The following is a 17,575-nucleotide window of genomic DNA, read 5'->3' on the forward strand; positions in this document are numbered from 1 at the left end:
CTGCCCGACGAGCCGGCGGAGAGCCGTAGCGGCAGAGTCGTACGACGGAGGATGCGTTGTCTGCTATCGCGTCACTGACAGTGGTCCCCAGGGACAGCATCACCGAGCTGGCCCGCCTGGCCCGCACATCGCCGTCGTCGTTCCGCGCGTACCTGGCCGAACACGGGAGCAGGGCGCGGCAGGAGTACGACTGGTCCGGCTACTGCATGCTGTACGTCCTTACCTATCTGGAGGAGCGCGGCATCGACCTGGACCAGTCGGAGTTCAATGCCGAGTCAGAGGCCATCAACAGCGCGTACGGCCTGACCACACTCATCACTCCAGCACCAGGGTTACTGGATCAGCTCGACCCCGGCGCGCATCGCGAGGAGGAGCTGGTTGCCCACTTCGAGGAGATGGGGATGGACTTCGAGGAGAGCGGCGCGGCCGGTCTGGACACGCTGAGGCTGTTGCGTGACAGCATCTCCGAACTCCGCGACGACCAGGTGTTGCTGCTCAACCTCGGCTGAGGTCGACTCATCCAGGCGGTGTCACCACCGCGGAATGGGTTGGCAGGGCCTGGCCGTGGTGTGGCAGGGTGCTCGTCATGACTCAGCCCCGAAAGGTCCATGGCGCGTAGGTCACCTGGTGCGCTGCGCGCACTGTTGAAGTCGGCCGGGCGGAATGCGGGCAAGCTCCGCCCCATCGATGGTCTGTCGAACGGCGCGAACGCGGCGATCGTCAGGCTCGAAGGCACCCATCCGGGTTTCGTTCCGGTAGCGACCGCGCTGGCCGGCTACCGTCGCGCCATTCGACGCTCGGGACGGTGGCTGGATCTAGGGGATGACTGTCCCTGTCCGGGTTGCGATGTGTTGCACCAGCGAGACGTCCTGGGCGACGCGATGCGCCGACTGCCAACGGCCGCCTCCCGTGAGTTGCGACGTGTCGTCGACCCGCTGGACGAGGAGTTTCTCCGGAAGACGCTGCCCGACCCCCGAGCTGCCGAGCTGAGTCCGTGGCACGCGCAGGCGTGGTGGCGGCAACGGATGAGGGATCGGTGACGGCAGCAAGGGCTGGTACGGCAGCCGCAAGCCGGTTTGGCTCATGCGGCGGCGTCCCTCCTGGCCCACGCGTTCGAGTCCGGCCACGGCCAGCGCACCGCACTCAATCTTCTACGGGGCCACCTACGAGGTGGAGCATTCAGCGCACCCGCGAGCAGAGCCAGGGTGACCCATAGGTGTAGAGCCAACGCCTGCGACGTGGTGGCATCGACCGTTGTAGGGTGCGTGCCGTGGGATATTCGGTGATGCCCTCAGGCCGTCTGAACCTCCCGGAGTCGGAGGACACCGCTGCGGTCGCCGCTGTCCAGGCCGCCCTGGCTGAACGCGGTGGTTGGTACAGGCCGGGTGAGTTTCCGTCGGATGGCACGCTGGTCGACCTGGCGGATCCGGCCAGGGCCACAATCGTCCGCGACGGAGACTGGATCGAGTTCGGTTACGACGACGAGGGCGACCCCAAGTGGTCGAACCAGACAACGGCCTTCTACGTCGCGATTGCGCCGTTCGTTCGCTCGGGAACCGTCCAGATCGAGGGCGAGGACGGCGCCCGCTGGTCGTACACCTACGCGGACGGGCAGATCACCCAACAGGGTTGGAACGGTTGGGATGGGTCCATCGAGCCGTTCGGCGAGTATGTGGACCACCCGTAAGCGCTGTCACTCACCGGCCGCCAGGACTTCGGAGTCTCCTTGCCGGGCAGTCTCCCAGCCCGGCCGCTGGGGCTCGTCGTTGTGCACGACGATGTCGGCGTACTGGGTCGGGCGGGCCGTAGCGAAGTAGAGCTGCTGCGAGGGGATGTAACGCTCGCGCCAACGCCGTTCGATGTCGGCCCGGGTTGACACCCGGCACTCTCGGATCACGGCACGCTCCACGGTCCTCTCCAGTGCCGTCGACACGAAGATGCGCAGGTCCCACCGATCAATCAGTTCCGGGCGCAGGAGGAAGACGCCGTCGAAGACGAGCACGGCGTCGGCCGGGGCGGCCGTGACCGGCGGGGACAGCGCGGCATCCGTTGTGCGGTCGTAGACCGCGGGTTGGAAGCGCCGATCTCCGCCCGGCCCGAGCGGATCGAGCAGAACCCGGTTCAGCGCCTCGTAGTCGTGGGTGTCGTGGTAGCAGCCTTCGGCCGAGTACTCGCCGCGCGGATAGCGCTGAGCCCGGGGAAAGAGGAAATCGTCGATCGTGGCGCGGATGACATGGCGGCCCTGTTCACGCAGGACGGCGGCCAACTCGTCGGCGAGGGTGGTCTTGCCGGCGGCGGGCGGCCCGTCGACGGCAACCCGCGTCGGGTGGGCGACAGTGACGGAGCCAACCGCCTCAGCCAAGCGCCCGAGCAACTCGTCGCGTGTGCCTTGAACCATGTCCTGCCCCCTTCCTCACGTGGACCGCCCGACTGTCGGGCCGGATTTGAACCCCATCGAAGTCGGTCACATCACGTAGGGTCTCCCGATGGTCGCACGGTTCCTGGCGTACCTCCGCCCGCCGCTTGTCGTCTGCGGACACCTGGTTGCCCTGGTGTTGCTCGTCCTGGACGCACGCCGTGAATGGAGTGCGTACGGGCTTGTCATGCTCATCCTGTTGCTTGGTGCGCTTGCCGTGATACCAGCGGCGTTGGTCGACTCGCCGGGGTTCCGGCTGGTCAGCCTGGTCACACAGACCGTCGGAGCCGGCGTCGTCGCGTTGGCTCTCCATGACTCGGCCGACAAGCGGGCTCTCTGGGTGTACGCGCTGTCAGCCCTGGTGGCGGTGATGTCACCGGCCAGCCGGCCAGGGCTTGGCCGGACGACCGTCATCGGCGTGGGGACGGCAGTGGTCCTCGCCATCGGCGTGTCGGCTCCAGCCCTGGCCTGGGGTGGTCGTCAGCCCGAGGCGATGGTTTGTGTGCGGCAGGGGCAGTCCGCTGAGGAGCTGGTGCGCGAGAGCCACCGCTTCGACCCGGATCAGGTGGTTGCGGGCTTCGGGTCAGAAGGGCCGCAAGCGCCGTGCCTGGAGGTGCTGTTCGATCCCGGTGCCACCGCTGGCGACGCCGACGACGTCGTCCGCCGCTACTCCACAGACCCGAGGGTCTCGTCCGTCAGCCGGACCCGCTGACACTGAGCGCACAGGTACGCCGGACCTCTGGCCGGCGCTACCCCTCCGCCGGCAAGTCGTGAAACCACCGGCGGACGAGGCGGGTACCAGCAACAGGCCGACGATTACTGCCGCAGCAACGATCTGCAGCAGCCCTGACGCACCAGCCTCGGTGATCGTGACGACGCCGTACCCCACGCTGACAATCGAGAAAACGGTCGTCCAAAACCGGGCCCGCCCGCTCCCACGCCACAGGCCGTAAGCCAACGCCAGGAGAAGAAGTACGCCTATCAACCCGGTGGCCACGGATGGACCATCTGCAAACATCATCGAGGCCGGGTTGGCGGCGCCCACAAGCAAAATCACGGCGGCGACGGCGACCGGCACAGGAACGCGTCGCTGACTCTGCTCGATCATCGGCTCATGGTAGGCGTCGTTCACACGGTTCACGACGGCAGCAAGGGTAGGGCGTTCAGGGGCCGCGAGGGATAGGAGCCTGCGCCGCCCAAGTCGCCCAAGTTGTGCCACCTCTGACGGCCGTCCTGCTCGGTAAATGCAGTCAGCAGGTCCAGGTAGCGGCGACGTTCCCGGCGTACGCCCTCTGGAACTCGTGCGGACTGGATGCGGGCAGTGCCGTTGGCGCGGGGGGCCCGAAACATCGGCTTGGGATCTGTCGATACCCAGCTGTAGCGTTCTGCCAGTGGGACGGCTAGTGGACCGGCACCGTGATCTCGCAGGGTGGTTGGTGACGCCGCTGTTCACCCTGGTAGCCGCTCCAGTGTTGGCCTGCCTCGTCGGGGTGTTGGGAAGCCTCGGGGACCACAACGGCCCACCGGCGCTGTGCAAGGAGGCCATGGCGGAGAACATGTGCGAGGAGACCAGCCTCGGGGTGGTCGGCGTACATGTGGTCATCTCAGGCGTCATGTGGTTGCTGCTCTGGGTCATCCCGTGGTGGCGAGGCCTTCGCACGGTGCGCGTTCTGCTGGCCGTCGCTGCGACCGTCGTTCTCGTACTCCTACCAGTGCGGATGTTCAACTGGTTCTCGCAAACCTGACAATCGCGCGTCGCCGAATGGCTGATCATCCGCGTGCCGGCCTACAGCGGGCTGCGCTGGCCGTTGCTTGCTGACCGGCCGCATGTCGCAGTTCGCCCGGAGACGGTGGAGGCGGCCGGTTGACGCAGCGATGTGGTTCCTCTGCGCTGGACTATCGCTCCTGTTGCTCGCAGTGGGCTACCTCGGACGTCTCATCGGCGCGTTCGGACCCGCAACAACGTGGACGCTTGCAAGCGTGGCGCTCGTATTCCTCACACTCGGCCTCGTCAGGCATCGGCCACGCGACAGCGGACGTGCCGGGCCTTCGCACCTGACGTAGCCAACTTCTACGCCGCTGCCGGTGCGGCCGACGTGGCTCGCTTCGCCACCACTGTCGGGCTGACCCGGCACCAGCGCAGCTTGTGGTACGGAGCCGTTCGCTCGGACACCATGATCCACTTTGCCTATTTCTGTTATGCCAATTGACACAACATCATGCAGCTTCTAGGTTCTCCGACATGGATGAGGTCAGAGGACCCGGACGGCCTCGCAAGACCCCGGGTCAGCTCGCCCGGTGGACTCCACCGGAGGGCTGGTCGCGCTTGGTCGCCTGGCTCTCGCCAGAGGAGAAGAGGGCGCTCAAGCACGTCGCCGTCGAGGCCGACGTGGCCGTGGCAGATCTGGTCCGTGCGCTGGCCAGCGGTCTGGCCGACGGGGCCATCACCGCCGAGGAACTGATCGCAAAGGTCAGGAGAGGGGCCCAGGTCATGGAGAAGATCCCCACACTGTTCGAACGCGACGAGCACTTCCGGGTCGTCGACCGCCCCAGGCCGGACTGCGCCTGGGTGTTCGACGGCGAGGGCGCCCCAACCGAGAAGCTCGACGGCTCCAACGTGCGCCTCACCGTCCGCTCGGGACAGCTGGTGCGAGTGGAGAAGCGCCGCAACCCCAGCAAGGTGCAGAAGCAGCAGGGGATCGTCGATGGGTGGTATGTCGACACCGACGATCACGCTGCGGAGGACAAGTGGATACTGGTCGCCGCCCGCAACACCGACGTGTCGGACTGGCCCGACGGCGAGCACGCGTGCGAGGCGCTCGGTCCCCGCGTCCAAGGCAACCCGCTCGGTCTGGAAGAGCACACATGTGTGCCGTTCAACCTCCGCGTGCCCGCCCTGCCGGACGCGCCTCGTAGCTACTCCGAGTTGCGGGGCTATCTAGCCGCGCTGGAGAGCCGATTCGCGCCGGGCCACTTGGCCGAGGGCATCGTGTTCCACCACCCGGATGGCCGGCGCGCCAAGATCAAGCGTAAGGACTTCCCCCTCAGCGCGTGACCACTCGCCGTCACCCCCACAGTTTCGAAGGTTCGATGGGAAGATGGCGGGAAGTCCGTGGTTGTCGGGAAACGTCCGCGTTTGCGGGCAAGTCTTGGCTGTACGGATTGCTGTATGCCACGACTATTTTGGTCCGGTGATCGAGATCCTGGACAACCTCGATGTCCTTGCCCAGCCCTTCCTTGATCTTCGGACGCTGACCCTCGCCGGGATTTACTACGGATCGAACGCAGCTGACTCCATCGACCGAGAGCGGATCGAGCAAGTCACCCTCTCCCCGATCGTTCACATGCAGAAGAGCGGTGATGGCACCAAGCCCGAGTATTACGATGCAGGCGGCCAGCGGATCACTCTCGACGCGGTAGTCGGCAGCGTTATCGACGCTGGGGGCATGCTGCACATCGCTGGCAACATCAGCTACAAGATCGCGGGCGGAACAGTGGTCGGCTTCGCCTTATATGGTGCGGAGCGCGGCCCCCTGGCCTACTTCAGTTCGCTGCGGTCGTACGAGGATTTCCTCACGGAGTTCGGGACACCCGACAGCGTCGAACGCAATGAGGCTTACGGCGACCTGTTGGGACTCCACAACTACTACTGGGGCTCGAAGAAGCAGGCGTACTGGGACAGCTGGGACGAGCGGTTGTCGTCGGTGAATCTGGGCGACTACGACGGGAACCACGGGCCCAGGCAAACGCCTTGAGCTTCGACCAACAGCCGTGCTGGGCTACGTGCAGCTCTACGGCCGGGCGACCTGCTGGTGTAAAGAGGCCCTAGGCTGACGCCCATGTTGGGGAGCACGCAGTGATCGACCTGGACGAGCACAACAACCAGTCGGCGAAGTCGGGTATCCCCGCCCATGACCGCTCCGTGCTCAGACAGAAGGTGCCGCTGCGGCTCCTCGCCGCCTTCGCGGTCGGCGTTGTGCTTGGCGGCTTCGGCTTCAGCCAACTGCGAGACTCGCGTGATCAGCGGGACCGGAACGCCGTGGTCGCACTCGTGGCCTTCCCTCAATCGGCCGACTCCGGAAGCGCAGCCTCCGAGGGATCCGTCCGACTGTCCGGGTATTTGGCGTTGGCCAACGGCGGTCCCGGGTCGATCACCGTTCGTGGGGTTCACGCAGAGAGGCCGGGCGTCGTAATAAGCAGCATCGGAACGCCCCGGCTGTTACCCCCTGGCAGCACCGGTCAGCTCGCGGTCGAGCTGTGGTTCGAGTGCTCAGTCGCACGCCTCCAGCGAGAGCCGCTGCCGCTAGGGTTATCCGTCGAGACCGATGACGAGCAAGGCAGGAAGGTCAGCTACCCCGTCGCTCTCGTAGGAGACGACTGGGAGCGCGATGCTCTGAGCAAGTGCTCAGGCATATTCGCGGTGGGCTGACGCGTAACAGGCCAAGGCCAAGCGCTGGAGCGGCTCTCCTCATCGGGCAAGAGGGCTTGGTCGGCCGGAGCGTGGCCGGCCGGCCCGGCCGATGGCGGCCGGAGGTCGCCAGCAGGCCAGGGCCGGGCCGGCGCGGATCGCGGCTACTTGGAGACTTGGGCCAGGATCGGTGTCCGGCCAGAAAAGGATGCCTGCGTCGGTCAGTAGAGCCACCGGTCGAGCACTCCGGGCCAGAAGTGGGTTGTATGGTCGCCGTCCCCGAACGCGGGCGGGTCAACGGCCTTGATCCGCTCCAACAGGTCGGCGAGTTCCGCGAGTGCTTCGTCTTCGGCCTGTCCGTCTTCGTCCCAGCGGTCGATGACGGTTGAGCTGGTCAGCCAGCTACCAACCATGTGCAGCGAACACAGCCAGTGGGTGATCGTTGAGTTGACGAACCCGGTGCTGCTGCCGTCCGACGACCAGATCTGCACCTCACCGGTTCCCGGCGCGGCACCGTACGCCCAGTCCAGGTCATCGGCGTTCGCCAACCGGTACATCGTCGGCTCTGCCTGAAACGACACCGCACTCACGAGGTCATCGATCAGCGGTACGCCGGAGGAGACCAGCGCGGCCTTCTGCGGCTCGGGAAGCCGCCACGTCGCCACGTCCAGCTCCGTAGCACGCACCACCCGCCCAGTACCGGCCCAGGCCGTGACCGCCTCGAACGCCGGAGGCAACGGAAGATCATCAATGGGCACGCCAATGAGGGTAGTCCGGCCACGGTTCCAAGCCAGTGTTCGTTGTAGCGACAAGGCATCCGATCATTGACAGATTCGTGCGTCCACGCCCGAGGGCCTGCTGCTCCAGTTCGGTGGAGCCGTCGCACTTCGACTGGCGGAGATCTGTCGCGCATCTCTTGTCGGACGACAGCGGGTTCCGTCGGAACTTGCGAGATCTCGATGGCCCTCGCTCGAAGCGATCGGCTCAGGGCCCGTCCGCGACCGCACTGCACTGCACTGCACTGCACTGCACCTGCCACCGCCGTAAGACGTGAACATCTGGAACGGACGCGCAAGGTCAGCCTTGCTCGGCGTTGCTAACGTCGGGGCGACGTCCGGAGGGGCCAACGGGGAGGACGACGCTGTGGCCAGCAGCGGGAGTGCAGCGGCCTTGGCGAATCGGCGTGCTCGCGCGCCGATGGTCGTGATCGGCAGCGTCGTCGCGTTGGCCGCCCTCATCGCGCTGGGGTACCGGCTGGGTACCGACCCGCGGGTCGAGCAGCGAGAGGGCGACATCCTCGTGGCGCTGGCTCCGGGAACCTTTCTGGTGCTGTCCTGGCTCGTCCGCCTTGTGCAGTGGTGGGGTGCCGCTCGTGCTCCCGCGAGGCGCGTCATGGTGACCGCGCATCTGGCGCAGTCGCCGCAGCCGGGAAGTGCGGGGCGGGTCACCGCTGCGGCGGGCGCCGTGAGCGCCGCCGGCGGGATCGACGCCGGTCCCAAGGGATACTCCGTGTGGCTGACGGTGAGTGGCCGGGACGGCGGTGTCCTGCACCAACGCGTCGTCTGGGAACCGTGGTTGCGCGAGCTGACCAGGCCGCGTCAGGCCACGGTCCGGCACGGGTTCGGCGTCAGCGTGGTCGACGTGGCCGGGTACGGGCGGCTCTGGCCGGCGAGTCTCACGCTGCGCCGTCGTCCCTACGGAGTCAGACTCATTCCGTTCCGCAAGGCCCAGAGGTTGCCGAAGGAGAACAGCCTCTCGCACGGTCGTCTGGCCTGCCTTCTTCTCCTGTTCGTCGCGCCCGGCCTGGCCGGCGCCGTCACCCAAGGCGCGTGGGCGCTGCTCGGGTGGTGGGTGGCGTACGTCGTCGCCTCGATGGTCGCCACCGGAGCCTGGTTCGGCATCATCCCGCCCGGCGTGCTTCCGGAAGCAGCCCGTCGGGGCCGCGCCCCGACGACCTCGTGACCACGGACGCGATCGAGCGGACAGGCGGCGGCCTCGGCCAGCTCCGCGAGGCGCTGCTCGGCAGCATCGCCAGGAAAACGGCTGGTGGGGCGGACGGGACTCGAACCCGTGACCGATCGATTATGAGTCGACTGCTCTAACCGGCTGAGCTACCGCCCCGAACACCGCGCCGGATCTTATCCCGCTCGGCGGTCAGCAGCCAGCACCGAGCCGGCCGGCGCCCACGCCTGCGCCAGCACGATGGGCAACAGGAATATAACAGCGTGCTCGGGTACGCCTGTCAGCCGGCGCGCAGCTCGTCCAGCACGGCGCCGGCGGCGCGCCAGCCGCTGGTGAGGGCGCCCTGGATCGATGGGCTGTCCCGGTGGTCACCGGCCACGAACAGGCCCTCCCCCAGCGCCACCGGCTTGCGCAGCCGTCCCTGTGGCGGCGGTGCGGCGGGTAGCGCCTCGGGGATGGCCACTGTGGTGAGGTGGGTCCAGTCGGCGGTGGAGCGGCCGTACAGCCGGGTCAGCTCGGCCCGGATGGTCGGCTCGGGTGGGGCCGTCGGGCCGACCACCGAGGTGGCGATCAGGTGCCGGCCGGCGGGCGCGTACGTCGGGGCGGCGTTGCTGAGCACCACGGTGTTGGCGACGAGTTCGCGTCGGTCACCGTCGACGAGCAGGATCGGCTCGGTGAGCGGCGGCTCGGGCGCGCTGTGGTAGTAGGTGGTGTAGCTGTGCATGCGTACCGTCGCCAGGGCTGGCAGCAGCGCGGCCGCGGCGGGCGGGTCTACGGCGACGACGACGGCCCGGCAGCGGATGTCGCCGGCCTGGGTGCGGACCCGGCCGGGGGTGACCTCCGCGACCGGGGTGTCCAGGTCGAGCAGGTCGGCGGGCAGCGGTGCGGCGACAGCCCGGGGTAGCGCGGCCATCCCTTCGGCGGGCAGGCCGATCCGGCCGCGGGCGAAGGAGCGCAGCACCATCGCCAGCACGTGACTGGAGGTGGAGAGTTCCCGCTCGATGAACACACCGGACAGGAACGGTCGCAGCAACTCCTCGATGATGCCGTCAGAGAGACCGGCGCGGCGCAGCGCCGTCTCGGTTGTGGCTTCCGGCGCGGCGAGCAGTCGGGACGCGGGGAGGGTGGCGCAGCCGGTGGCGAGGGCGGCGAAGCGCAGCCGGTCGAGCAGGGAGCCGACCCCGGCGAGCGCGGTGCCGGGCCCACCGGTCGGCTCGCGCAGCGGGTTGACCAGGCGCAGCAGCTTGTCGCCCTTGCGGACCAGCACACCGGAGGTGAAGTAGCCGAGGTTGAGCTGGTCGGTGTCGAGCAGCGTGCCGAGCCGGGGGTAGGCGGTGTTGAGCACCTGGAACCCCCGGTCGATGAGGTGACCGTCGACCACGTCGGTGGCGACCCGGCCGCCGAGCCGACCCTCGGCCTCCACCAGCCGCCAGGGCACGCCGGCGCGGTGCAGCCGGCGGGCGGCGGCGAGGCCGGCCAGGCCGCCGCCGACGATGACCACATCGGTTTCAGCCAGCACCGCGTGCCTCCCGCTCACCGTTCGCCCGGGACAACCGGCCCGGCCACCAGATCTTCGGCCCGATGTCGTACGCGAGTGCGGGCACCAGCAGCGACCGGACGATGATGGTGTCGATCAGTACCCCGATCGCGACCGCCGTACCCAACTCGACGAGCACCACCAGGGGCAGGACGGCGAGGGCGGAGAACGTCGCGGCGAGCACGATGCCGGCGGAGGTGATCACCCCGCCGGTGACGGCGAGGCCGGCGAGCACTCCGGCGCGGGTGCCGCGCTTGACCGACTCCTCGCGGACGCGGCTCATCAGGAAGATGTTGTAGTCGATGCCGAGCGCGACCAGGAAGACGAACGCGAACAGCGGGAACGACGAGTCCACGCCGGGGAAGTCGAAGACGTGGCGGAACAGCAGCGCGCAGAGGCCGAGGGTCGCCGCGAAGCTGAGCAGCACGGTGGCGATCAGCAGCAGCGGGGCGAGCAGCGCACGCAGCAGCAGGGCCAGGATGACAGCGATGACCACCAGCACCACCGGGATGATGACGTTCTGGTCGCGCTTGGCGGCGTCCGAGGTGTCCACGTTGATCGCGGTGAAGCCGCCGACCACCGCGTCCGCGCCGGGCACCTGGTGTACGGCCACCCGCAGCTCGCGGATGGTCCGCTCGGCGCCGTCGCTGTCGGGTGGGTCGGCCAGGGTCGCCTCCAGTTGCACCCGCCCGTCGACGACCTTCGGGGCGGCGTTCGCCTCGGGTGGGCCGGTCTGCGGGCCGGCCGGAAGGGGGCGGACGTCGGCGACCCCGGGTACGTCCTTCGCGACCTGGGCGACCTGTCGGGCGGTCTGCTCGGTGGTGAAGATGGTGGCCGGGCTGCCGGTGCCGGCCGGGTAGTGCCGGGAGATCACCTCTTGGCCGTCGACCGAGTCGGTGCGCTGGGTGAACAGGTCGGACTGGCCGAGCGTGGTGGCGCCGAGCTGGGTGAGGCCGAGGGTCAACAGGGCCAGCACGACGGCGGTGGTCAGCCAGATCGGGCGGGCGTGCCGGGCCACGAAGCCGGCCACGCGGCTCCAGATGCCGTGTTCGGCCCGCGGGTCGGCCTGGTCGGCTCGGGGCCGTCGGGGCCAGAACGCCCACCGTCCGCCGAGCACCAGCAGGGCGGGTAGGAAGGTGAGCATCACCAGCAGGGTGGCGGCGATGCCGATGGCGGCGACCGGGCCGAGTGCCCGGTTGGAGTTGAGGCTGGACAGCAGCAGGCAGAGCAGGCTGACGATGACAGTGCCGCCGGAGGCGATGATGGCCGGCGCGGCGCCCTTCCAGGCGGTCTTCATGGCGTCCCACGGCCGGTCGTGCCGGTGCAGCTCCTCCCGGTAGCGGGCGATCAGCAGCAGCGCGTAGTCGGTGCCGGCGCCGAAGACCAGCACTGTGAGGATGCCCTGGGCCTGCCCGTTGAGCTTCACCACGTCCGCGTCGGCGAGCAGGTAGACGAAGACCGAGGCGAGGGCGTACGACATCCCGGCGGCGAGCAGCGGGAAGATCCAGAGGACCGGGCTGCGGTAGACGATCAGCAGGATGACCAGCACCACGACCAGGGTGACCAGCAGCAGTGGTCCGTCGATGGCGGAGAAGACCTCGATCAGGTCGGCGAGCAGACCGGCCGGGCCGGAGACGTCCACGGTGAGGCCGTCCCGGTCACCGCCGGTGATGTCGCGCAGTTGCTCGACGACAGTGCCGATCTCCTCGCCCTCGGCGTCGTCCACCGGTACGACGACCTGGAGTGCCTGGCCGTCCTCGCTCGGGATGGGCGGGGGCAGTGGGGTGACCACGCCGGGGATCTGGGCGAACCGGGCGGCGTCGGCGCCCACCCGTTGCCGGTCCGCGTCGGTGATCCCGGAGGGCCGCTCGTAAACGACCAGAGCCGGGATGGTCTGCCGGTCGACGAACTCGCCGGCGAGGTCCTGGGCGCGGGTCGCCTCGGCGTCGGTGGGCAGGAAGGCGGCGTTGTCGTTGGTGGCGACCTCGCTGAGGCGCCCCGCGTACGGGCCGGACACGCCGCCGACCAACAACCAGGCCAGCACGACCGCCACCGCGATCAGCGTGGCCCTGCCGCCTCGTCCGGACATCCGCACTCACCCCAAGGATCGACGCATCAATCGACGCAGCGGGAGCCTCAGTCGACATCGACCATCCTGCCGGGCAAGCAGGCCCAGGGTGGGTGAAACCGTGTCACACACACGAAAACGCCCGTCGGCCGGTGGCTGACGGGCGTACGTGGAAAAGCTCCCCCGATTGGACTCGAACCAATAACCTGCCGGTTAACAGCCGGCTGCTCTGCCAATTGAGCTACAGGGGATCGTGCTCCGCCCGACTTCGGATCTCCCCGACGCCGTGCGACGGGACAAGAGTACAGGACATCCCCCGGTGGTGGTCCAGTGGGTTGCCTCCCCGCCATCGCATTGACAATAGGGGTAAATCGCCATCCCGGCACAAGCATGCTTGAGCGGGGAGCAGGATGGGTAGTTAGCTGCGGACAGAGGACGCAGGCGCGAACAGGTCGCCTTCCGACGGGGCAACTCGCCGGGGCGACGGCGCGTCAGGTACGGAAGGAGCCGCCATGCGCGGAAAGATCATGTTTCTTGGCGGGCTGGCTGCGGGATTCGTCCTGGGCGCCCGTGCCGGCCGGGAGAAGTACGAAGAGCTCGTGGTCAAGGGCCGCAAGGTGCTCGACCACCCGACCGTCCAGGAGGCGGCCGGGGTCGCGCAGGCCCAGGCCAACAAGCTCTACAGCGAGGGCAAGGACAAGCTCGGCCAGACCAAACTGGCCGAGAAGCTGGGCAACGGCAACGGCAGCACCGGCAAGCAGGAGCTGACCGCAGCCGACGACGCGTTCGCCGGCACGCCCGCCACCGTGGGCGCCAAGGCGGGCACCAGCACGGTCGGCACGACCTCCGGGTCGCCGTCGTCCACGAACCCCCGCACCAAGCCGTCCGGCTCGGGCACGAACGCCAGCACGCTCTGACCAACCGCACGTCGACGGGCCGGTCGCCGCAGGGCGACCGGCCCGTGGTCTGTCCGACGTGCGGTCAGTCCTTGCTGCTGAACGCCGCGTCGAAGGCGGCGCTCGGTGCGTCGAAGGCGAGCCGGCGGACGAACTGCAACGCCTCCGGGGCGCCGACCAGCCGGTCCATTCCGGCGTCCTCCCACTCGATGGAGATCGGGCCGTTGTAGCCGATCGCGTTCAACGCGCGGAAGCAGTCCTCCCAGGGCACGTCGCCGTGGCCGGTGGAGACGAAGTCCCAACCGCGCCGCAGGTCGGCCCAGGGCAGGTGCGAGGCGAGCCGGCCACGCCGGCCATCGCCGGTACGCACCTTCGCGTCCTTGCAGTCCACGTGGTAGATCCGGTCGGCGAAGTCGAAGATGAAGTTCACCGGGTCCAGCTCCTGCCAGACGAAGTGCGACGGGTCCCAGTTCAGACCGAACGCGGGCCGGTTGCCGATCGCCTCCAGCGTCCGCTTCGTCGTCCAGTAGTCGTACGCGATCTCACTGGGGTGCACCTCGTGCGCGAACCGCACTCCCACCTCGTCGAACACGTCGAGGATGGGGTTCCACCGGTCGGCGAAGTCCTGGTAGCCGCGCTCAATCATCGACGGCGGCACCGGCGGGAACATCGCGAGGGTGTGCCAGATCGACGACCCGGTGAAGCCGACGACCGTCTTCACCCCGAGCTTCGCCGCCGCCCGCGCGGTGTCCTTGATCTCCTCGGCGGCCCGCTGACGAACCCCCTCGGGCTCCCCGTCGCCCCAGATACGGCCGGGCAGGATGTCCTGGTGCCGCTCGTCGATCGGGTGGTCGCAGACCGCCTGACCAACCAGGTGGTTGGAGATCGTGAAGACCTCAAGGTTGTGCTTCGCGAGGGTCTCCCGCTTGCGCTCGACGTACGAGTCGTTGGCGAGCGCCTTGTCGACCTCGAAGTGGTCGCCCCAGCAGGCGATCTCCAGACCGTCGTAGCCCCACTCGGAGGCGAGCCGGCAGACCTCCTCGAACGGAAGATCGGCCCACTGGCCGGTGAAGAGCGTGATGGGTCGCGCCATTGTCCTTCTCCCCTGTTGTGATGGGGATTCCTTGTGCGGACCGGGGCGAGGGTGACCGGACGTGCGCGGCACCCGAGCGGTCACCGGTGGGTGCGGAACACACCTGAGCCCGGCGGGTTGCGCCTCCCACCGGGTCACCGGCCACCAGCACGGTCGCCGACCCCCACCTTATTTCCGCAGTGCCCCATCGGGGAAGCCCCGCGGTCGGCCGATCATCCGATCATTTCCTCGGGCGCGGGCAGGACAGCTCGTACGGTGAAGCCGCCACCGGCGCGCGGGCCGGCCGAGAACGTGCCGCCGAGCCGCTCGGCGCGCCTGCGTACCCCGAGCAGACCCCGACCGGCGCCCTGGGTGCCGCCGCCGGACGGAGCGGGACCGGTGCCCTCGTCGCGGACCTCGATGGTGATGCCCGCGGCGTCGTAGCGCAGGCGGACCCCGACCGGCGCGCCCGGCGCGTGCCGGCACGCGTTGGTCAGCGCTTCCTCGATGATCCGGTACGCCACCACGTCGACCGGGCCGGGCAGCGGCCGGGGTTGCCCGGCCATGGTCCAGCGCACCGGTTGACCGGCGGTGAAGCCCTCCACCAGCGCGTCGAGACGGTTCAGGCTGGGCGCCGGCTCGGACGGGTCGTCGGGCTCGTCGGCCCGGCCCAGCGCACCGAGCAGCTGATGGCCTCGCGCCAGCACCGTCCCACGCCACTGCGCGAACAACCCCATGCAGGTCAAGGTACGGCAGCCAGCTGTGCGCCAACCCCCGGCGTCCCCCGCAACGCGCCCACCCGGTCGGCGCTCTCGACGGCACCGCGTCGACGGGCCGCGTGCCACGGGCGAGATCTGCGTCGGGGCACACACCGGTGCGAGCGCTATACCTGTGAGTCATAACTATGACTCACAGGTATAGCGCTCGCGGGTGACACCTCCCGAGCCTCGCCGCTCCGCCAGAGCCGACGAACCCGGCCGGTCGGGGCACACCCGGCCCGGCATGGTCGGCCGCCGGAGCGGGAGGGGCCAACAGCGTCGACCCCTCCAGCCCTAGTCGGTCAGGGCAGGGTCCACTTCTGGTTGGCCGCGTTGAGGCAGGTCCAGAGGTGCACGACGGTGCTGTCGGCGGAGTTGTTGCCGGAGACGTCCAGGCACTTGCCCGACGACGGGTTGCGCAGGGTGCCGTCGGACGCGGCCGCCCAGTTCTGCGCGCCGCTGCCGTTGCAGGTCCAGAGCTGGATCTTGGTGCCGTCGGCGGTGCCGCTGCCGGAGACGTCCAGGCACTTGCCGAGCGCCTTGATCGTCGAGTTCGGCGTCACGGTCCAGGTCTGCGCCGTGCTGCTGTTGCAGGTGTAGATCTGGATCTGGGTGCCGTCGGCGGTGCCGGCGTTGCGCACGTCCAGGCACTTGCCGGCGAGACCCTTGATCGGGCCGACACCGGTGCCGCCCCCACTGCCCTTGACCAGGGTGAAGTCGTCCAGGTCGAAGAGCCCCGTGCCGCTACCGGTGAAGGTGAGGTAGAGGTTCTGGGTGCTGGACGGGACGTTGGACAGTGCCGTGGAGACGTTGGCGAAGGTCGTCCAACTGCCGGTGTTGGGCACCGCGACAGTGCCGAGCACCGGGCCGGTGGCCGAACCGGTGCGCACCTGGATGGCGCCACCCGCGCCGCCGGAGACGACCCGGGCCGTGAACGAGGTGACCCCGGCCAGGTTGACCCCGTTGTACGCGGCCCAGTCACCCGGGTCGATGTAGCCGACGGTCTGCCCACCGTTGGCGCCCGCCTTGGTGAACGCGGAGACGCCGTTGGCCGAGCTGAACGCCTCGGCCTGGATCGTGCCGGTGGGCGGCGGCGTGGTGCCCAGCTCCTTGATCCGGATGTTGCGGAAGGAGGCGTCGTCCCCGGTGCCGTGGTTCTGAATGCCGATGTGACCGGCCAACGAGCGGACCGGGTTGGTGTTGGTGAAATCGTTGATCTTCACCCCGTTGAGGAAGATCTGTAGCCGCTCGCCCTCGACCAGCAGCTCGTACGTGTTCCACTCCCCCGCCGCGTTCAACGCCGCGTCGCGGGCGGCGATGTCGGCGGACTTGTAGGTGTAGACCGCGCCGGTGGTGCGGTCGGCCGCGTCGGTGGCGTCGATCTGGATCTCGTACCCGTTGTCGACAGCCGACCACGGGTCACTCGACGGTGGGAACCCGATGAAAATGCCGGAGTTGTCGTCACCGGCCAGCTTCCAGTCCATCTTCAGCGAGTAGTTGGTGAACTGCTTGGCGTTGTACCAGTACAGCCCCATGCCGCCGACCGAGGTCAGAGTGGCGTCGGTGTTGGTGAAGCTGCCCGGGCCGGCCTGTGACCAGCCGGCCGTCGAGCCGTTGAACAGCGGGGTGTAGCCGGTCTCGGGCCGGCAGTCGGCCTTGCTCCGACCGGAGGCGTACCGGATGCCGCCGAGCAGGTGGTTGCGGAACCCCGCCTCCGCGTACGACGCCTGGGTGTGCCCCGCGCCGGTGTAGAAGGACCGGCCGCCGCTGTAGCTCTTGCACCAGCTCAGCGGGTGGTCGGCGCCCATCCCGCCGCCGGAGTACGACGACTCGTCCAGGGTGGCCAGCACGTGGGCGCTCGACCGGGCGTTGGTGCGGTAGTTGTACCACTCGTCGGTGCGGGTCCAGGTCTGCGGCAGGTGAGCGGTGGCCGCGTGGCCCCGGTCCTCCACCTTCATGTTGGCCTGCTGGATGGCGGGGTGCGAGGCGAACCACGCGCCCACGAGGTTGCCGTAGAACGGCCAGTCGTACTCGGTGTCGGCTGCGGCGTGCACACCCACGTACCCGCGGCCGGAGCCGATGTACGACTCGAAGGCGGTCTGCTGGCTGGCGTTGAGCACGTCGCCGGTGGTGTTGAGGAAGACGACCGCCTCGTACTGGTTGAGGTTGCTCGTGGTGAACGCGGCGGCGTCCTCGGTCGCGGTGACCGTGAAGTTGTTCGCCGCGCCCAGGTCGCGGATGGTCTGGATGCCGACCGGGATCGCGTCGTGGCGGAAACCAGCGGTCTTGGAGAAGACCAGCACGTCGTACGGGGCGTCGGCGGCGCTGGCCGGGGTGGCCGGGGTGGTGCAGGCGATGACGGCGAGTGCGGCCATGGCCGCACCGAGGACGGGTCGCAGGCGTCTGCGCATATCGCTCTCCTAATTGCGGTTAGGAGGGGCCCCTCGCATCACACTAG

The 17,575-nt window shown here is 68.7% G+C and carries 17 protein-coding genes and 2 tRNA genes; 10 read left to right on the top strand and 9 right to left on the bottom strand.

The window, feature by feature from the left end; all coding sequences use genetic code 11:
• The first annotated feature begins 56 nt into the window (after window positions 1-56).
• From GUI43_RS16625 to GUI43_RS16635, 3 genes are all read left to right on the top strand, one after another.
• Window positions 57-509, top strand: a complete 453-nt coding sequence (locus tag GUI43_RS16625) for a hypothetical protein (RefSeq protein ID WP_146765917.1) — start codon at window positions 57-59, stop codon at window positions 507-509.
• Between the two features lie 339 nt (window positions 510-848).
• A complete protein-coding gene (locus tag GUI43_RS34620) occupies window positions 849-1,040 on the top strand; it encodes a hypothetical protein (protein ID WP_249037770.1) in 192 nt (63 codons plus the stop codon).
• A 245-nt stretch (window positions 1,041-1,285) separates the two neighbouring features.
• Complete coding sequence (locus GUI43_RS16635; RefSeq protein WP_112699202.1) at window positions 1,286-1,687, top strand: hypothetical protein; 402 nt, start codon at window positions 1,286-1,288, stop codon at window positions 1,685-1,687.
• Between the two features lie 6 nt (window positions 1,688-1,693).
• On the opposite strand, the gene GUI43_RS16640 is transcribed toward GUI43_RS16635, so the two are convergent.
• Window positions 1,694-2,398: a nucleoside/nucleotide kinase family protein gene (locus tag GUI43_RS16640; RefSeq protein ID WP_112699203.1), complete on the bottom strand. Its 705-nt coding sequence runs from the start codon at window positions 2,396-2,398 to the stop codon at window positions 1,694-1,696.
• Window positions 2,399-2,486: 88 nt separating this feature from the next.
• On the opposite strand from GUI43_RS16640, the gene GUI43_RS16645 reads away from it, so the two are divergent.
• The 5 genes from GUI43_RS16645 (at window position 2,487) to GUI43_RS16665 (ending at window position 6,845) form a co-directional block, all read left to right on the top strand.
• Window positions 2,487-3,128, top strand: coding sequence for a hypothetical protein (locus GUI43_RS16645; RefSeq protein WP_112699204.1), 642 nt, complete (start codon window positions 2,487-2,489; stop codon window positions 3,126-3,128).
• Between the two features lie 679 nt (window positions 3,129-3,807).
• Complete coding sequence (locus tag GUI43_RS16650; protein ID WP_146765918.1) at window positions 3,808-4,161, top strand: hypothetical protein; 354 nt, start codon at window positions 3,808-3,810, stop codon at window positions 4,159-4,161.
• 497 nt (window positions 4,162-4,658) lie between these two features.
• Entirely contained in the window at window positions 4,659-5,471 is an 813-nt protein-coding gene (locus tag GUI43_RS16655; RefSeq protein ID WP_112699206.1) for an RNA ligase family protein, read from the top strand.
• 136 nt (window positions 5,472-5,607) lie between these two features.
• Complete coding sequence (locus GUI43_RS16660) at window positions 5,608-6,171, top strand: hypothetical protein (protein WP_112699207.1); 564 nt, start codon at window positions 5,608-5,610, stop codon at window positions 6,169-6,171.
• Window positions 6,172-6,272: 101 nt separating this feature from the next.
• Window positions 6,273-6,845, top strand: coding sequence for a hypothetical protein (locus GUI43_RS16665; protein WP_112699208.1), 573 nt, complete (start codon window positions 6,273-6,275; stop codon window positions 6,843-6,845).
• 200 nt (window positions 6,846-7,045) lie between these two features.
• On the opposite strand, the gene GUI43_RS16670 is transcribed toward GUI43_RS16665, so the two are convergent.
• A complete protein-coding gene (locus tag GUI43_RS16670) occupies window positions 7,046-7,582 on the bottom strand; it encodes an SUKH-4 family immunity protein (RefSeq protein ID WP_170158744.1) in 537 nt (178 codons plus the stop codon).
• A 412-nt stretch (window positions 7,583-7,994) separates the two neighbouring features.
• On the opposite strand from GUI43_RS16670, the gene GUI43_RS16675 reads away from it, so the two are divergent.
• Complete coding sequence (locus tag GUI43_RS16675) at window positions 7,995-8,786, top strand: hypothetical protein (RefSeq protein ID WP_146765919.1); 792 nt, start codon at window positions 7,995-7,997, stop codon at window positions 8,784-8,786.
• An 82-nt stretch (window positions 8,787-8,868) separates the two neighbouring features.
• On the opposite strand, the gene GUI43_RS16680 is transcribed toward GUI43_RS16675, so the two are convergent.
• From GUI43_RS16680 to GUI43_RS16695, 4 genes are all read right to left on the bottom strand, one after another.
• Window positions 8,869-8,945 (bottom strand) — tRNA-Ile (locus GUI43_RS16680).
• 121 nt (window positions 8,946-9,066) lie between these two features.
• Window positions 9,067-10,305 (bottom strand): FAD-dependent oxidoreductase, encoded by a 1,239-nt coding sequence (locus GUI43_RS16685; RefSeq protein ID WP_112699210.1) that lies wholly within the window; start codon window positions 10,303-10,305, stop codon window positions 9,067-9,069.
• Window positions 10,295-12,412, bottom strand: coding sequence for an MMPL family transporter (locus GUI43_RS16690; RefSeq protein ID WP_112699211.1), 2,118 nt, complete (start codon window positions 12,410-12,412; stop codon window positions 10,295-10,297). The genes GUI43_RS16685 and GUI43_RS16690 overlap by 11 nt, the downstream gene beginning before the upstream one ends.
• A gap of 157 nt (window positions 12,413-12,569) precedes the next feature.
• Window positions 12,570-12,642, bottom strand: a tRNA-Asn gene (locus GUI43_RS16695).
• A gap of 261 nt (window positions 12,643-12,903) precedes the next feature.
• On the opposite strand from GUI43_RS16695, the gene GUI43_RS16700 reads away from it, so the two are divergent.
• Window positions 12,904-13,308: a hypothetical protein gene (locus GUI43_RS16700; protein ID WP_112582512.1), complete on the top strand. Its 405-nt coding sequence runs from the start codon at window positions 12,904-12,906 to the stop codon at window positions 13,306-13,308.
• Window positions 13,309-13,372: 64 nt separating this feature from the next.
• Here the strand turns inward: GUI43_RS16700 and GUI43_RS16705 are convergent, their stop codons facing one another.
• The 3 genes from GUI43_RS16705 to GUI43_RS16715 all read right to left on the bottom strand — a co-directional run bounded on the left by GUI43_RS16705 (window position 13,373) and on the right by GUI43_RS16715 (window position 17,528).
• Complete coding sequence (locus GUI43_RS16705) at window positions 13,373-14,380, bottom strand: sugar phosphate isomerase/epimerase family protein (protein ID WP_112699212.1); 1,008 nt, start codon at window positions 14,378-14,380, stop codon at window positions 13,373-13,375.
• 212 nt (window positions 14,381-14,592) lie between these two features.
• Entirely contained in the window at window positions 14,593-15,096 is a 504-nt protein-coding gene (locus GUI43_RS16710; RefSeq protein ID WP_112601520.1) for a sensor histidine kinase, read from the bottom strand.
• A gap of 323 nt (window positions 15,097-15,419) precedes the next feature.
• A complete protein-coding gene (locus GUI43_RS16715) occupies window positions 15,420-17,528 on the bottom strand; it encodes a ThuA domain-containing protein (protein ID WP_112590413.1) in 2,109 nt (702 codons plus the stop codon).
• Between the last annotated feature and the right edge of the window lie 47 nt (window positions 17,529-17,575).

The organism is Micromonospora noduli, assembly GCF_003264365.1.
Lineage (GTDB): Bacteria > Actinomycetota > Actinomycetes > Mycobacteriales > Micromonosporaceae > Micromonospora > Micromonospora noduli.

What these genes read in the sequence shown, in the direction of transcription:
- GUI43_RS16635 (WP_112699202.1), top strand. Translation starts at nt 1,286, where the DNA reads ATGCCCTCAGGCCGTCTGAACCTCCCGGAGTCGGAGGACACCGCTGCG.
- GUI43_RS16640 (WP_112699203.1), bottom strand. Translation starts at nt 2,398, where the DNA reads ATGGTTCAAGGCACACGCGACGAGTTGCTCGGGCGCTTGGCTGAGGCG.
- GUI43_RS16645 (WP_112699204.1), top strand. Translation starts at nt 2,487, where the DNA reads ATGGTCGCACGGTTCCTGGCGTACCTCCGCCCGCCGCTTGTCGTCTGC.
- GUI43_RS16655 (WP_112699206.1), top strand. Translation starts at nt 4,659, where the DNA reads ATGGATGAGGTCAGAGGACCCGGACGGCCTCGCAAGACCCCGGGTCAG.
- GUI43_RS16690 (WP_112699211.1), bottom strand. Translation starts at nt 12,412, where the DNA reads ATGTCCGGACGAGGCGGCAGGGCCACGCTGATCGCGGTGGCGGTCGTG.
- GUI43_RS16700 (WP_112582512.1), top strand. Translation starts at nt 12,904, where the DNA reads ATGCGCGGAAAGATCATGTTTCTTGGCGGGCTGGCTGCGGGATTCGTC.
- GUI43_RS16705 (WP_112699212.1), bottom strand. Translation starts at nt 14,380, where the DNA reads ATGGCGCGACCCATCACGCTCTTCACCGGCCAGTGGGCCGATCTTCCG.
- GUI43_RS16710 (WP_112601520.1), bottom strand. Translation starts at nt 15,096, where the DNA reads ATGGGGTTGTTCGCGCAGTGGCGTGGGACGGTGCTGGCGCGAGGCCAT.
- GUI43_RS16715 (WP_112590413.1), bottom strand. Translation starts at nt 17,528, where the DNA reads ATGCGCAGACGCCTGCGACCCGTCCTCGGTGCGGCCATGGCCGCACTC.